General features: G+C 34.5%; 14 protein-coding genes. 8 read left to right on the top strand and 6 right to left on the bottom strand.

Features of this window, described 5'->3' with window-relative positions; translation table 11 throughout:
• Entirely contained in the window at positions 1-540 is a 540-nt protein-coding gene (locus ACQY56_RS02975) for a peptidylprolyl isomerase (protein ID WP_428737728.1), read from the top strand.
• A gap of 10 nt (positions 541-550) precedes the next feature.
• Entirely contained in the window at positions 551-2194 is a 1644-nt protein-coding gene (locus ACQY56_RS02980; protein ID WP_428737727.1) for an inorganic phosphate transporter, read from the top strand.
• On the opposite strand, the gene ACQY56_RS02985 is transcribed toward ACQY56_RS02980, so the two are convergent.
• From ACQY56_RS02985 to ACQY56_RS03010, 6 genes are read right to left on the bottom strand one after another with little or no spacing between them, the layout of a single operon-like run.
• Complete coding sequence (locus ACQY56_RS02985) at positions 2191-3531, bottom strand: diguanylate cyclase (RefSeq protein ID WP_428737726.1); 1341 nt, start codon at positions 3529-3531, stop codon at positions 2191-2193. The two genes, ACQY56_RS02980 and ACQY56_RS02985, sit on opposite strands and share 4 nt — an antisense overlap.
• A gap of 2 nt (positions 3532-3533) precedes the next feature.
• Positions 3534-4676 (bottom strand): dihydropteroate synthase, encoded by a 1143-nt coding sequence (folP, locus tag ACQY56_RS02990; protein WP_428737725.1) that lies wholly within the window; start codon positions 4674-4676, stop codon positions 3534-3536.
• Positions 4676-5293, bottom strand: a complete 618-nt coding sequence (locus ACQY56_RS02995) for a DNA polymerase III subunit delta' (RefSeq protein ID WP_428737724.1) — start codon at positions 5291-5293, stop codon at positions 4676-4678. Before ACQY56_RS02995 ends, folP begins: the two co-directional genes overlap by 1 nt.
• Complete coding sequence (locus tag ACQY56_RS03000; RefSeq protein ID WP_428737723.1) at positions 5283-5828, bottom strand: HobA family DNA replication regulator; 546 nt, start codon at positions 5826-5828, stop codon at positions 5283-5285. Before ACQY56_RS03000 ends, ACQY56_RS02995 begins: the two co-directional genes overlap by 11 nt.
• Before the next feature lie 9 nt (positions 5829-5837).
• On the bottom strand, positions 5838-7049 hold the full coding sequence (locus ACQY56_RS03005; protein ID WP_428737722.1) for an aspartate kinase: 1212 nt from the start codon (positions 7047-7049) through the stop codon (positions 5838-5840).
• Entirely contained in the window at positions 7049-7519 is a 471-nt protein-coding gene (locus tag ACQY56_RS03010; RefSeq protein WP_428737721.1) for an RNA pyrophosphohydrolase, read from the bottom strand. Before ACQY56_RS03010 ends, ACQY56_RS03005 begins: the two co-directional genes overlap by 1 nt.
• 177 nt (positions 7520-7696) lie before the next feature.
• Here ACQY56_RS03010 and ACQY56_RS03015 point away from each other — a divergent pair, with 177 nt between their 5' ends.
• From ACQY56_RS03015 to ACQY56_RS03040, 6 genes are all read left to right on the top strand, one after another.
• Positions 7697-7954 carry a TM2 domain-containing protein gene (locus ACQY56_RS03015; protein ID WP_428737720.1) on the top strand — a complete coding sequence of 86 codons (258 nt, stop codon included), beginning with the start codon at positions 7697-7699 and terminating at the stop codon, positions 7952-7954.
• 65 nt (positions 7955-8019) lie between these two features.
• Positions 8020-9075, top strand: coding sequence for a radical SAM family heme chaperone HemW (hemW, locus tag ACQY56_RS03020; protein ID WP_428737719.1), 1056 nt, complete (start codon positions 8020-8022; stop codon positions 9073-9075).
• Between the two features lie 99 nt (positions 9076-9174).
• Complete coding sequence (gene tatB, locus ACQY56_RS03025; RefSeq protein ID WP_428737718.1) at positions 9175-9561, top strand: Sec-independent protein translocase protein TatB; 387 nt, start codon at positions 9175-9177, stop codon at positions 9559-9561.
• Positions 9554-10342, top strand: a complete 789-nt coding sequence (gene tatC / locus ACQY56_RS03030) for a twin-arginine translocase subunit TatC (protein ID WP_428737717.1) — start codon at positions 9554-9556, stop codon at positions 10340-10342. Before tatB ends, tatC begins: the two co-directional genes overlap by 8 nt.
• Positions 10332-11360 carry a tRNA preQ1(34) S-adenosylmethionine ribosyltransferase-isomerase QueA gene (gene queA, locus ACQY56_RS03035; RefSeq protein WP_428737716.1) on the top strand — a complete coding sequence of 343 codons (1029 nt, stop codon included), beginning with the start codon at positions 10332-10334 and terminating at the stop codon, positions 11358-11360. The genes tatC and queA overlap by 11 nt, the downstream gene beginning before the upstream one ends.
• 132 nt (positions 11361-11492) lie before the next feature.
• Positions 11493-16802, top strand: a 5310-nt coding sequence (locus tag ACQY56_RS03040; RefSeq protein ID WP_428743716.1) for an immunoglobulin-like domain-containing protein, incomplete at its 3' end; no start/stop codon positions are given.

Consider the following 16802-nt stretch of genomic DNA (forward strand, 5'->3'; position numbering starts at 1 on the left):
ATGCGCCATATAATCATATCACTGCTACTGGTATTTTCTACAATACTCAGTGCTCAAAACCCACATGTAATTTTAGAAACAAATCAAGGAAATATTGAACTTGAACTTTTTCCTGATGTAGCTCCACTTGCAGTAGAAAACTTTACAACACATGTAAAAAATGGTTACTACAATAATCTCACTTTTCACAGAATCATCAAAAACTTTATGATTCAAGGTGGTGATCCAACTGGCACTGGTCGTGGGGGAGAATCGATCTGGGGTAAAGAGTTTAAAAATGAATATGCTCCAAATGTAGTTTTCGATAAAGCTGGAATCTTAGCAATGGCAAATGCTGGTCCAAATACAAATGGCAGTCAGTTCTTTATCACAGTTTCCCCTACCTCTTGGCTAAATGGTGGATATACAATCTTTGGTAAAGTAGTAGACAAAACTTCGATGGATGTAGTACTTAAGATGAGCAATGTCAAAACAAATGGCAGATATGGTGGAGATAAACCTATAGAAGCACAAACAATCAAAAAAGCATATATAAAATAAAAGGGCTACCATGGATATAGAAACACTCAATAAGCTTGAGAAAAAAGCTCTCAAAAAAAGTGGAATGGATTTTAATCGTTTAGGAATTTCTCTCTTTTTTATAGTTGGTGTACTTACTTTTAGTTTTCTCTCAAATGGTGGTATTCCAAACAATATGTTTCTAGCAATTGCAGCACTTATTGGTGCTTATATGGCTATGAACATAGGTGCTAACGATGTAGCTAATAACGTAGGTCCTGCGGTTGGTTCACGTGCAATGACAATGACAATGGCTATTATAATTGCAGCTATATTTGAAGCAAGTGGTGCACTTATCGCTGGTGGTGATGTTGTCAAAACTATTAAAAAAGGGATTATTGATATCTCTGCTTTTGGTGGGAATGCCGATCCTTTTATCTGGGCAATGATGGCAGCCCTTCTAGCAGCTGCACTGTGGCTTAACCTTGCAACAGCATTAAAAGCTCCTGTTTCCACTACGCATTCTATTGTTGGTGGTGTTATGGGTGCTGGAATTGCAGCAGCTGGTTTTAGCATCGTTTCATGGCCAACTATGGGAAAAATTGCTGCTTCATGGGTAATCTCACCTGTACTTGGTGGATTAATAGCAGCAGCATTTTTATACTCAATCAAAAAAACGATTATCTTTAAAAGCAAAAAAGTTGCATCAGCAAAAAAATATGTCCCTATCTATGTTGCTATTATGGCTTGGGCTTTTGTAACTTATCTTACTTTAAAAGGCTTAAAACATATCTGGCCTAGTGTTGTTAGTTTCTTAAACAAACTTCCTTTTATCACTATAGAAATAACAGATAAACCAACGTTTACAACTGCTTTAATTTTTGGTGCTCTTGCTGCAATTCTTGTATATCTATTTATGGTCAAAAGAATGGCTACAAAAAATTTAGATGAAGATATTGATTCTGTAAATAAACTTTTTACAATTCCACTGATTTTCTCCGCAGCACTACTTAGTTTTGCTCACGGTGCAAACGATGTTGCTAACGCTGTTGGACCATTAGCTGCTATTAGTGACGCTGTTGTAAATGGTGGTGTCTCTTCAAAAGCTTCTATCCCTTTATGGGTTATGGCTGTTGGTGCATTAGGTATTGCTTTAGGGCTTATGCTCTATGGTCCAAAACTGATTAAAACTGTTGGAGCTGAGATTACAGAGTTAAATCAAGTCAGAGCTTTTTCTATTGCCATGGCTGCTGCTATTACTGTTATTATTGCTTCACAACTTGGGCTGCCTGTAAGCTCAACTCATATTGCAATTGGTGGTGTATTTGGAGTTGGTTTTTTAAGAGAGTATCTCCATGTTGTTTCAAAAGATGCTCAAAAAATGGAAAATGATCTACAAATCATCGAAGATGAACAAGCAACGCTTAATGCTTACAAAGCACAACTCAAAGTACTTGAAGCAAAAGATGATAAATCAAAAAGTGAATACGAGAGGGAAGTTGAACTCTTTAAACTTATAGCTAAAGAGGAAGAACTTTTAAAGTCTACAAAAAAACACATTAAACAGATTGAAAAAGTTCAGTATGTAAAACGTGACAGTGTCAAGAAAATTATCGCAGCATGGATCATTACTGTTCCAGCAGCAGCTATTGTAGCAGCAATTCTCTTTTATGCTATCAAAGGTATTATGATTTAGTATCCTCTTCCTTCACAAAGCTCAACACGATTTCTACCTGATTTCTTAGCTTTGTAAAGGAGTTCATCAGCTTTGGCGATAACCTCTTCTAATCTTTTTCTCTCTTTTACTTCACAAACACCAAAACTAGCACTAATATCTCCAACTTGTTCTATAGAGGTCTGTGCAATTTTCACTCTTAACTTTTCAGCAATCTGCCCCGCTTGTTCCAAAGAGACCGTTGGCAATAAAACAACAAACTCTTCTCCACCCCATCTACAGATCATATCTATTCTTCTAGTTTCATCTTGTAAGATTTGTGCAACAGTTTTTAAAACTTCATCTCCTGCAATATGACCATATGTATCATTTACTTTTTTAAAATGGTCTATATCTAAAATGATTAATGAGAGTACTTCTAAACGCTGTAACATAGTCTCTAAAGAGGAGTTATAAAGTTGTTTAAATTTATGTCTATTGTACAAACCCGTTAAAGAATCTAGTGATGCCATAAGTTCATACTCTCTATTTTGCTCTATTAAAAGAGTATTAATCTCTTGAAGTTCTGCTTGGTGCTCTTTCATAACTAGTGACCATCTATTATATGTCAGTAAAATAAGCTCTTTTTGTGAAATAATCCCTACAAGTTTATCGTGTTCATCCACTACAATTAAACGTTTATAATGTTTCTTTTTTACAAACTCTAAAGCTTCTCTCACACTTGTTCTTTTGTATACTACATCAACAGGAGAGTTCATATACTCTTTGATTGGTAAGGTAAGGTCTGATTGATGCTTGATAAGTTGCACTACATCTTTAGTAGTCAATATTCCAATTGGAGTTTGATCTTCAACTACAATCACACTATCATTTCCACTTGTATGCATATGTGTTAAAACATCTAAAGTTTTGACCTCTTTGTTGATCCATCGTACACGGCGAGATAATTTTAAAAAATCTTCAATTGTGTAGTTATCTAAAATAACTTCTGGGTCTATATTGCTTGTAATATCTGTATGTGTAATAATCCCGTAAATTGTTTTATCATCATTTACTACACAGATATATTCACTTAATTCATCAAGATATTTTAAAAGATTTAGAACATTTGTTTCTTTTACAACTGCAGGAATTTTTCTTAAATTCAAATGTGAAATTTGATCAGAGAGTTTTATATGATCCTCTTTCAGTTTTAAAACTTCCATGGCAGTAAGGACATAATAATTCTCACCGTCAATAACAATAATATCACGATGCTCACCCTCAAGCATCTTTTCTATAGCATATTCTATTGTATCTTGCATATAAGTATAAACAACATTTGTACTTGCAATATCTTGAGCATTTGGAAATTTCATTATTATCCTTTTCGTAAGGCTATATACACTTCTAAAGCTTGTTTATGCTCATAGACATCATGTACCCTAATAATTGATGCACCATTTTTTATGGCTTCTAAATGAAGTGTTAATGTCCCGGCCAATCGTTGTTCAATACTTGATGAAGTAATTTTATCAATCATAGATTTTCTTGAAGCACCAACAAGTAACTCTTTTCCTAATACTCTAAAATGTTCTAAATGTTTAATGAGTGTTATATTATCTTCTAGCGATTTTCCAAATCCTATTCCAACATCTAAAATAATATCTCTAACCCCAAAACTTTCTAATTTTTGTACTTGTTTTTCTAAATAGTTATAAATATCCAAAACTACATTGTCATAATGGGGATTTTGTTGCATTGTTTGTGGAGTTCCTTGCATATGCATCACAACTGCTGTAGCATTAAACTCGGCACACAAGCTACATAACTCATCATTTTCAAATCCAGTAATATCATTGATAATTGTAAAACCACATTCAAGTGCATACTTCACAACTTCAGGAGTGTATGAATCTATACTAAATTTTACTTTTTCATAGAGTTTATGCTCTTTAATTGCATCCAAAATGGGTTTGAGTCTTTGCATCTCTTCTTGTGGTGATACAACTGTTGCATTTGGTCTTGAAGAGACACCACCAAGGTCGATAATATCTGCACCATCTTCGATCATCTCTTTGATTTTTTTTACTGCACTATCATTTACAAATCGTGAACCACTAAAAAAGCTGTCATCATTAGCATTGATTACACCCATAATCTCAACTTTTTCTATAGGCTTTAATGCAAGATATTGTTGCAGTTGTAGTGCTAATTCTTTAAGTCCAAAAGGTTGTGCCAACTCTTTTTTAGAGAGTGTTTGCAACTGTTTTGTTGTAGCGATTAAAATGCAATCTACATAAGGAGTTTTTGCTAGAACAGTACCACGTGGAACTGCAAGATCAGCCCCTATTGAAAGTGCATCTTGTTTTAAAATATTGGCTCCGCCAACATTTAAATTTTGAATATAAAAGAGATGTGTTTTTGCTTTAGAGGAAAGTATTTTCAAACCTCCGCTATCAACACCTAGTTCAAGAAGGTATTTTTGAATATCTATTTCGTTGGATAACTTCTTGATCTGCATTATCGCTCCTGTATAAAACTCATTAGAACAAGGGCAAATATACTTTGCGGACGAGAGTTTAACTCTAACAAACGGTATGCCATATCGAAATTTTCAAGCTGTTTTTCAGAGAGAATCAACTTTTCTAACACTGTTGCTTTATAAAAAAGTGATTCAACAAGTTGTTTCGCCTCATTTTTTGAAACTCTTGCATATGTTTTTAGAAAATCAAATATAGCCGAATAGTCAAGCCGTGCAAGTGAAATATCAAGCTCTTTCATCTCGTGTGAAGTATCTACTTTTAAGATTGGGAGTCGTGAACGAATTGTTGGTAAAAGTGTTGATTTTGTTGGTGTTAAAATGATAAACTCGATATTTGTAGGAGGTTCTTCTAAAAGTTTTAAAAGAGAATTTTGTGCTACGTCTGTAAAATCTATTGCAGCTAAGATGATATATTTTGTAGAGGACTCACTTATATACGCTTGTGCAGTCACCTCTTTCGCGTGTTCAATTTTAAAAGTCTCTTCAACAAACTTAACAACTCTAAATCCAGCTAATAATGCTTCAAGTCTTTCTATCTCTCGCTCTAACTCTTTTGAGATGATTATATGACCTTTTATCGCACTATTAACTTGCATCAACCTCTCCAAACATTGCTGCGTTTAATGAAGCATCAAAGAGTCTATAAAGTTGTAATAATTTCATATCCAACATTGTGTCATAAGACTTTAGGGTAAAAGCATTATTAAAATCTTCATCGAAAATCCAAAAGTAGCTATTATCTTTTCTTTTTGCAATATCGCTTCGTTTATCATCACCTTTACCGATATACCAGTAAAAGTGCTCGTTTTTATACGATAATGAGACAAGGTCATCAACCATATCAATCATCTCACCACCACTTATATTATTAAAGTGAGGATATACTGCATCGATTGTCACTATAGGGATAAGTGGGCGTTCAAAACCGATACTATTTAATGAATCAATAATATAACGCTCTAACCACTTCCTTTTTTTATCTGTTATAAGCACTATAGTTTTTCCACTCAGTATCTGTTCTAGTGCTAAAGCAGTAGTTTTTGACCATTCAAAACGTTGTTCTTCTAGCCAGCTAAGAGCCCCACCCTCTTGGCGGATTGCATCAAGACTCCACTGTGCAAAATCAGACATCGTTTCTCTTTATTTTTCTAACTCGTATGCATCATGTAGACTTCTTACAGCCAATTCTGCATATTGTTCATCTATAACCATAGAGATTTTAATCTCTGATGTTGAGATCATATTAATATTGATTTTATTTTCTGCCATCGTAGTAAATGCTTTTGCAGCTACACCAGCATGTGATTTCATTCCAACACCAACAACGGAAACTTTACAGATTGCTTCGTTGTAAGTATCATCTGCAATCTCACCATTTTTTACAAACTCATCAACTACAGCTTTTGCATCATGAAGATCACCCTTTGCAACTGTAAAGTCAATGCTAGTTGTATCTGATGCCGCTTTATTTTGTACGATCATATCAACGTTTACTTCAGCACTTGCAAGTTTGTTGAAAATTTCACTTGCGATCCCTGGTCTGTCTTTTACACCTAAAAGTGATATACGAGCTTGGTTTTTATCTAATGCAATCCCACTTACTAATGGTTTTTCCATAATGTTTTCCTCTTTTGTTATTAATGTCCCCTCTTCGTCTGAAAAACTAGAGCGTGTTACTAGATTTACGTTTAATTTTTTTGCCATCTCAACTGAACGGTTTTGAAGTACTTTAGCCCCTAATGATGCAAGTTCTAACATCTCATCATAAGAGATTTTTCCTAATTTACGAGCTTTTGATGTGATTCTTGGATCAGTTGTAAAAATCCCTGTTACATCTGTATATATCTCACAAAGATCAGCTTTAAGTGCACCAGCAATAGCTACAGCACTTAAATCACTTCCACCACGACCAAGTGTAGTTACATCACCATGTTCGTTTACACCTTGAAAACCAGCAACTACGACTATTTTTCCCTCTTTAAGCGACTCTTGCATAGCAGATGGGTCAATATCTTCAATACGTGCTTTTGTATGAATTTTATCTGTGACGATTCCAGCTTTTCTACCACTCATAGCAGTTGCCCCATACCCCATCTCTTGTAAAGCGATTGAAAGAAGTGATGCTGTTACACGCTCACCAGAACTCAATAGCATATCCATTTCTGCACGTGCAGGATTTTTTGAAAAATGCTCTGCATACTCCACCAACTTGTTTGTCTCTCCACTCATAGCTGAGACGACAACCACTACATCATTACCAGCATCTTTTGTTTTTGCTACACGAGACGCAACATTTTGGATACGCTCTAGATCGCCTACACTCGTACCACCAAACTTTTGAACAATTAACATTAAAGATGTCCCTCTTCTTTAAAATAATTTATTACAGTTTCATATACATTTTTTTTAAAATGAGCTGTAATTTCTAAAACCTCATCTACTGAAGCATATTTGTACGCAGAAAACTCTGGGTGTTTTGTATCTAAATTGATATCTGCACCTTTGTCTAACTTTACTAAAAAGTATCTTTGTGTCTGCCCTTTATACGGCCTCATACTTTTAGCTATTTTAGGAGGAAAGTCATAAGAGATCCACTCTGGATATTCAGCAATGATTTCGGCTGCATTTGTTCCAATCTCCTCTTCCATTTCACGGAAAAGTGCATCGATAACCTCTTCACCCTCATCAATTCCACCTTGGGGAAATTGCCAAATATCAGCTAAATCGTTTCTTTGTGCTATAAAAATATCCTTTTTCTTTGGATATTCATGCGATACAATAATCATAGCAACATTTGGACGATAACTCTCTCTTAAACTCATATATGAACCCTAATAAAATAATCGTGATTATACAAAAAGAGTAATTTAAAATAGTTTAAATCAAAAATTGATTTTCACTTATATTGTTAAAATTGCAGACATGCTATCAATATTAATCGTAATTTAATATTTTTAAATATAGAATTTTTAGTGTAATTCAAAAATAAAGGGTAGTTTATGAGTAGTGAAAAAAATAAGATTGTTGCAGCACTTCTAGCATTTTTCTTAGGTGGATTTGGTATCCATAAGTTTTATTTAGGTTGTACAACAGCAGGAATTATCATGCTTGTTGTTTTTCTTGGAGGGATTATTCTTTTAGGTATCCCTAGTATGATTATCGGTATTATTGCGTTTATCGAGTTTATCCTTTATCTAATAAAATCTGATGAAGAATTCGATAGAATTTATGTAAAAAACCAAAAATGTTGGTTCTAACTAACATCTAACTTTTTAAGAAGACTTTTTAAGTCTTCTTCCCCCTTTTTCGTTATACTTCCAAAATGTTACTTTATATCCATATACCTTTTTGCGATTCAAAATGTTCTTACTGTGCTTTTAACTCTTATGTAGATAAATTTCATCTCAAACGTGAGTATATGTCCGCACTTGAACAACAACTTCTTTATGAGCTCAAACATTTTGATGTACAAGAAAAAAGTATAGAGTCTGTTTTTATAGGTGGTGGGACACCTTCTACAGTATCCCCAGCGCTTTATAAAAACATTTTTACAATCATCTCCCATTACTTACAAGACAATGTAGAAATTACAACCGAAGCAAATCCCAATAGTGCAACATATGAGTGGCTAGAGGGGATGAAAAATCTAGGTGTAACTAGAGTAAGTTTTGGTGTTCAAAGCTTTGATAACAACAAACTTAAACTTCTCAATCGTGCTCATAATTCAAACCAAGCTGTTGAAGCTGTACACAATGCAAATAAAATTGGTTTTGACAATATCTCACTTGATCTGATTTATGCAACTTTAGGCGACACTCAAGAGCTTTTACAAAATGATTTAAAAACCGCATTTTCACTTCCAATTAATCATCTAAGTCTTTATGCTCTTACTATTGAAGAGGGAACTGCATTTGCATCAAAACCACAAATGTCAAAAGAGCAGTTAGAAGATACAAAATGGCTTTTTAAAAAAATCGAAGAACATGGATTTAAACAGTATGAAATCAGTAATTTTGGATTGTATAATTCAGTCCATAATTTAGGCTACTGGCAATATAAAGATTACATTGGCATTGGTGCTGGAGCAGTTGGCAAACTAAAAAACGAGCGCTACTATCCACATACAGAGATAGAAAAATATATACAAAACCCTCTAAAGATTACAACTGAAAAACTCTCAAGTGATGATATAAAAATTGAAAAAATATTTTTAGGTCTTCGATCGATTGTAGGTTTTGAACAAACAATTTTAAATAATGAAGAGAAGATAAAAGCAGATGCACTTGTACAAGAGAAAAAACTGACTTTGCAACAAGGGCGATACTATAATCACGACTACCTTTTAAGTGATGAGATTACACTCTATATAACCTCTTAAAATCTACACATTTTTTTATTATTTTTTATAATTGAAGATTATTTAACCAATCTTTCGATAAAATCACAAAATTATAAATTTTCTTAAGGCGTTTACGTTATGTTTGGAATGGGTTTTACCGAGATTCTTGTTATTGCTGTTATTGCTATTTTATTTTTAGGACCAGATAAGCTTCCAAGTACAATGGTTCAAATTGCAAAAGCTTTTAGAAGTATGAAAACTACACTTGGAACTATGAAAGACACTATCGAAGAAGAGATGCATGTAGCTGATATCAAACAAGAAGCACTTGCGTATAAACGCGAGTTAGAAAAAGCTTCCAACAGCATTTCAAATGCTACAAATGTAAATGCACATATTGACAACCTTTTAGATGATACACAAGAACAACCTGAGACAAAGAAAGCAGCAGCACAACCAGAAGAAGTGACTTTAAAGAAAAAGAAAAAAACAAAACCTCAAGAAGAAGAAAATATAGATGTTTGAAGAGATTAGACCCCATTTAATAGAGCTTAGAAAAAGACTTGCTATTTCAGTTGCAAGTTTAATTGTGATGTTTTTCGCGATGTTTTATTTTCATGAAGCAATTTTAGATTGGATGGTGACACCACTGAATGATGCACTTACAGAAGTTGGAAAAGTATCTCTCAATGCAGCAGAGGGTAAAATAACAACACAACAAGTCGGTGGAGCTTTTTTTGTAGCATTAAAAGTTTCATTTTTTGCAGCAATTTTAGGGGCATTACCAGTAATTTTAGCACAAATTTGGATGTTTATAGCACCTGGCTTATACGCAAATGAGAAAAAAATGCTTATCCCTTTCATTGTTGGTGGAACTGTGATGTTTGGTATAGGGGTTCTTTTTGCCTACTATGTTGTCACCCCTTTTGGATTTGACTTTTTAATCACCTTTGGATCGTTTAAATTTACACCACTTATAAACATAGAAGATTATGTAGGCTTTTTTACAAAGATACTCTTTGGTTTTGGTATTGCTTTTGAGCTCCCAGTTTTTGCATACTTTTTAGCACTTTTAGGTTTAGTTGATGATCGTGCAATGACCTCATTTTTTAAATATGCCATCGTTATCATCTTTATCGTGGCAGCATTGCTGACTCCACCAGATGTATTAACACAACTTCTTATGGCTGGTCCACTTATAATTCTTTATGGATTTTCTATCCTTATAGTGAAACTTGTAAATCCTGCTGAAGCGATTGAAGAAGATAACGATGAAGAGGGCTCAGAGGAAGCTAGTGCAAACTAAGGAACTCCTGACCTCAAGTTATGATTTTCATCTTCCAGATGAACTCATAGCTACGCACCCTGCCTCTCCTCGAGATCATGCAAAACTTCTTGTATATGATAGAGCTACAGATACAATCACACATACATATTTTTATGATTTAGAAAAGTTTATTCCAAAAGATTGTGCACTTATTTTTAATGATACAAAGGTTATAAAAGCACGTTTGTATGGGCAAAAACAAAGTGGTGGTAAAATTGAACTGCTTATAAATAGAGCTTTAAATGCAAATGATGTTCATGTATATATCCGTGGACGTGTAAAAATAGATCAAGAGATATTTTTTGAACAAAATTTAAAAGCAGTCGTAAAAGAACTTTACGAAGATGGCACTCGTGTAGTCAACTTTTTTCAAGATAACCATCTTTTACGTTTTGAAGAACTGCTACCTATTCTGGATACCATTGGGCATATTCCACTCCCTCCTTATATCCAAAGAGAAGATAACGAAGAGGATGCAAAAGAGTACCAAAGTGTTTTTGCTAAAATCGAGGGTGCAGTCGCAGCACCAACTGCATCACTGCATTTTACACCTGAGCAACACCAACGAGTAAGTGAGAACTATAAACATGCCTATGTTACACTTCATGTTGGTAGCGGTACTTTTAAACCTGTTGAAACAGATGTAATAACCGAGCATCCAATGCATTCAGAGTTTTATGAAATCTCCCCAAAAGCAAAAGCACTTTTAGATTCAAAACAAAAGATACTAAGTGTTGGAACGACATCAACAAGAACTGTAGAGTTTTATGCTCGTCATAAAGATCAAACAAGTGGAGAAGCAAATCTCTTTTTACACCCAAATAACAAGCCTTTGCGTGTAAATCATCTTCTTACAAACTTTCACTTACCAAAATCAACACTTATCATGCTTGTTGCTTCATTTGTTGGACTTGAAAAAACCCTTGAACTCTATGAAGAGGCAATTAGAGATAAATATCGTTTTTACTCTTATGGCGATGCGATGTTGGTTTTATAATTTTCAATTTTAGTTCATATATGTGAAAAAATGTAACACAACTTTTTAATTAACAGTAAAAAACTAAAATGTTCTGATTTTGTAATCTACTTTATTTTATCATCGATTAATTTTGTTTATTAAGGTGATATAATGAAAAAGATATTGGCTATATTGTTATTGCTAAGTTTAGGGAGCTTAGCATTCGCAAAAGAGCATAAAAGTGAGCACAAAGAGTTTCATCATAAAAAAGAGATAGGTTATACACTCTCTCCACTACCAAATGCTACAAATGTAGCAGCAGACACAAAGATAAAAGTGATCTTTGATGAGAAAGTTGAGAGAAAAACTCTTAAGCACAGTCATATTGTTTTAAAATATGTAGAAAAACATCATAAAAAAGCAAAACACAAAAAAATAAAACCTATAAAAGGGCAAAGTTATTTTTCCAGAGCTGAAAATGCTCTGATCTTTTTACCTCACCATGAACTTCAAGAGGGGGAGTATGAAGTTTCTATAGATGGTATAGGTCATAAACCTATCCGTTATACTTTTAGTGTCTCAGCTATACAAGATACAACCCCACCAACTATCACTTTAAATGGAAGTGATACCATAACTCTCAATCGTAAACAGTCATACATAGAGTACGGTGCAACTGCAACAGATGATGTTGATGGAAATCTATCTGTATCTATCACAAATAATGTAGATACAAATACAACAGGTACATACCAAGTTATATACAGCGCAAAAGATAGTGCAGGAAATGAAGCAACAGCAACAAGAAGTGTAGAAGTACTCCCGCTTTTAAACTCTTTAACACTTTCAAGTGAAGTAACAACTTTACATATTGGAGATACTTCAACACTTAGTGTAAGTGGAACTTACGAAGATGGCTTTACTAAAGACTTAACACAAACTGTAAACTATAATGTTGCAGATACAACTATAGGCATTATGAATGAAAACATCTTTGAAGCCCTAAATGTAGGTACAACAACTTTAAGTGTAAATTATGCAGGAGTAAGTTCAAATAGCATAACTATCTCTGTGATAGAACCGATCGATACAACAAACTTCAATGCTACATACTTTGGAAGCCAATACTTACAATACATCCCAAAAGATGCAACAGTTACAAAGTATGATGAAGACCTTTTTTGTATGCTCACAGGAAAGATACTTGTAGAAGATGGCACAGGGTTAGCTGGGGTAAAAGTAACCGTTCTTAATCATCCAGAGTACGGTTCACAAGTAACAGATGCAAATGGTAGTTATGTATTTGCTACTAAGGGTGGAGTTACACTTACTATGCGCTACCAAAAAGATGGTTACACAACTATAGATAGAAAGGTTGAGGCTCCCATACAAGAATGGGGAATCGCTCCAGAAGTTACTATGCTTCCAATAGATAGCAAAGTAACAACCATAAACCTAGAGTCTTTAACACCACAATTGCATGTATCTACTCCTATAACAGATGACAGAGGTACAAGAAGTACTACATTAGTATTTAATGGAGTAACACAAGCGATCATAACTGCAAAAGATGGAACTACAAGAGAACTACAAAGTATAGATGTCCGTGCAACTGAGTTTAAAACACCTACTTCTATGCCATCAGATTTACCATCTACATCTGCTTATACATACTGTTCAGATTTAACTGTAGATGGAGTGAGTGATGATGAAAATGTAACTTTTAATGCACCAGTTATCATGTATGTAGAGAACTTTTTAGGGTTTGATGTAGGGGAGATAGTTCCAGTTGGATACTACGATAGAAACAAAGGCAAGTGGATAGGCTCAGAAAATGGAGCAGTTGTAAAACTACTTGATACTGATGGCGATGGTAAAGTAGATGCCGTAGATAGCACAGGCGATGATCAACCAAATGACTTAGATGGAGATGGATTATACAGTGATGAAGTAGTTGGACTTCAAGACAATTCAAACTACCAAGCAGGGCTTACATACTGGAGAGCTGCGATCACTCACTTTACACCTTGGGATCATAACTGGCCGTATGGTCCACCTGATGATGCAGATAAGCCAGATGATCCAGATATAGACGATGATAATCCAGATGATCCGTGTAAAGTTTCACTTAGCTCATATGTAGAACCGAAAAAAAGAATCTTTCATGAAGATATACCAATAGCTGGAACAAATGAAACACTGCACTACTCTTCTAAAAGCGTAGATGGGTACACATATGTTATAGATGCATCTGTAGATACCACAACAGCTCCAAGCTCTGCTATAGGTGCTACAGCAACGCTTAAAGTTGGTGGGCGTACATTTGTAAAACAGGTTTCATTAAACCAACTAAACACTTTAAAGTTTAAGTGGGATGGGTATGATGTTAGTGGACATAAAATGAGTGGAGATGTGAAGGCTATAATAACTATAGCTTATCAATATCAACCTGTTTATTATGCTTCTAACACTACTTTTAGCCAAGCTTGGGCAAAAGTAGGGAGTACAGTAACAGCTATTCGTGGACGTTCTACTATTGACTTACAAACAAAAAAAACAGTTATTATAAATGTAGAGAATACAAATAGTTATAGTGGTCATTTAGCAAATGGTTGGATGTTCTCTGATGATTTTTATCAATTAGATAAATTAAAAAACAAAGAATTTACTTACACTATCTCAACAGTAACTGGAAATGGTGCTCGAGGATTTTCAGGTGATTATAGATATGCAACAAATGCAGCATTGTTTTTTCCTCAAGGAATTGCCGTAAATCAAGCAGGAGAACTTTTTATAGCTGATACTGATAATAATCGTATAAGAAAAGTAGATACAAATGGGATTATAACTACAGTAGCAGGAAATGGTACTCAAGGATTTTCAGGAGATGGTGGAGATGCAACAAATGCATCATTATATTATCCTCATGGAATTGCCATAAATCAAGCAGGAGAACTTTTTATAGCTAGTTCTAATAGTCGTATACGAAAAGTAGATACAAATGGGATTATAACAACAGTAGCTGGAAATGGTGCTCGAGGATTTTCAGGAGATGGAGGGGATGCAACAAATGCATCATTGTTAGAACCTAGAGCAATTGCCATAAATCAAGTAGGAGAACTTTTTATAGCTGATACTTATAATAATCGTATAAGAAAAGTAGATACAAATGGCATCATAACAACAGTAGCTGGAAATGGTGCTCGAGGATTTTCAGGGGATAATGGAGATGCAACAAATACATCATTGTTTTTTCCTCAAGGAATTGCCATAAATCAAGCAGGAGAACTTTTTATAGCTGATACTATTAACGATCGCATTAGAAAACTTATACCATCAAAAATACATCAAAAATACAACTTAGATACCTCAAAATACATCTACAAAAACCCAGATAACACTATAGAGATATATGACTCTACTGGTAAACACTTAAAAACATTTGATCTTGAAACAGAAAAAACTTTAAAAGAGTATACCTATGATTCCAATGGTTATCTTAGTACCATAACAGACCAATTTGGAAACACTTTAAGCATCACTAGAGATGCAAACGGTTACCCTACTGAGATAACTGCACCAAATGGTCAAAAAGCTTACCTCCAAGTGGATGATAATGGTGACTTAATCGATGTATGGTATGAAGATAACTCAGGGTATAACTTTACTTACTTTGATGGTTCATTGATGGATACTATGACAGACAGAAATGGTAACAAAATCCTTCACATTTACGATGAAAATGGTCGTATCACACAAGAGACAGATGCAGCAGGTGGAACATGGCAGTTTGCAAAATCAGGTACTCCAAAAGCACCTGTATACTCCATGACAAAACCAGAGGGTAGTGTAACATCAGGGGTAAATGAAAAACAAGATGATGGTTCGATCATAGCGACAAGAACACTCCCAACTGGAGATACATTAACCATCACTACTTCAGCCGATGAAAAAACACAAACTACACAAAGCAATGGTATAACTACAACTGTAAACTACACAGCAGATAGTTTCACACAAGATAAGATACTATCTTCAAGCACAACAACGCAACCAAGTGGATTGTCTCAAACTACAACGTATGTAACTAAGTATGATGGCAACACAACCCAAACAAATGTAAAAACAAAAAAAGTCACAAGCAATGGTAAAACAACTATATCAAAAACAGACTACACAACAGGAGAGATCACTTTCACAACTCCAGAGTCAAGAGTACTCACAACTCTTTACAATAAAGAGAACCGTTTAACGACATCTATCCAAAGTGGAACACTCACACCAACAACGTATGAGTATGACACTAAAGGAAGAGTTGTAAGTGAAACAACAGGAGATAGAGTAGTATCGTATACTTACGATCAAAGAGGCAACATAGCCACTATCACAACCCCAAACAACGAAACAACAAACTACGAGTACGATGTAATGGATAAAGTAACTAAGATCACCTATCCAAATGGAAATACAGAACTCTACGCTTACGACGCAAACGGCAACATGACACGCCTTAGCACACCAACCCCAACAGATTTTACATTTACATACAACGGTGTAGATAAACGTACATCACTTATAAGTCCATCAAACTATACAACCTCATACACTTACAATAAAAACAGAAAATTGACATCTATCACAAGACCAAGTGGAGCTACCATTACAAACAACTACACAAACGATAGACTAAGTTCAACTGTTACACCAGAAGGAACTATAAACTATAACTATCTATTTGCAGATCAATTAAGCTCTATCTCAATGGGATCTGAGAGTATAGAGTATAGCTATGATGGAGATCTATTAACCTCCCTTACCCAAAATGGAACCCTTGATCAAAGCATCAACTACACTTACAACAATGACTTTGCAGTTACAAGTACAAGCTATGCAGGAGTTACAACTACTTACTCTTACGATAATGATGGTTTACTCACTCAAAGTGGAGATTTTACCCTTACAAGAGATCCAGATAATGGATATGTTACAAATGTAACTGATGGAACTTTGAGTATAGATAAAGAGTACAATAACTACGCAGAACTCACTCAACATAGTGACAACACATTAAGCTATACACTCCAACGTAACCTAGAGGGAAATATCATCCAAAAAATTGAAACAGTTGGTGGTACTATAAACACTTACAACTACACCTACGATGAAAATTCAAGATTGATAACTGTAGAGAAAAACAACCAAATAGTTGAAAGCTACACTTACGATAAAAACTCAAACAGAATAAGTGCAACAATAAACGGAGTAACTACACAAGCCACTTACGATCAAGAAGATGCAATTGATACTTACGGAGATAATACTTATACTTACGACACAGACGGACAACTAAACCAAAAGATTACAAATGAAGGTATAACTACATACTCTTATAATTCTCAAGGTACACTTACAAAAGTAGTAACTCCAACAAATACCATAGAATACATCCTAAACCCACTAGGTCAAAGAGTAGCTAAAAAA

The organism is Sulfurimonas sp. (assembly GCF_050296975.1).
GTDB lineage: Bacteria > Campylobacterota > Campylobacteria > Campylobacterales > Sulfurimonadaceae > Sulfurimonas.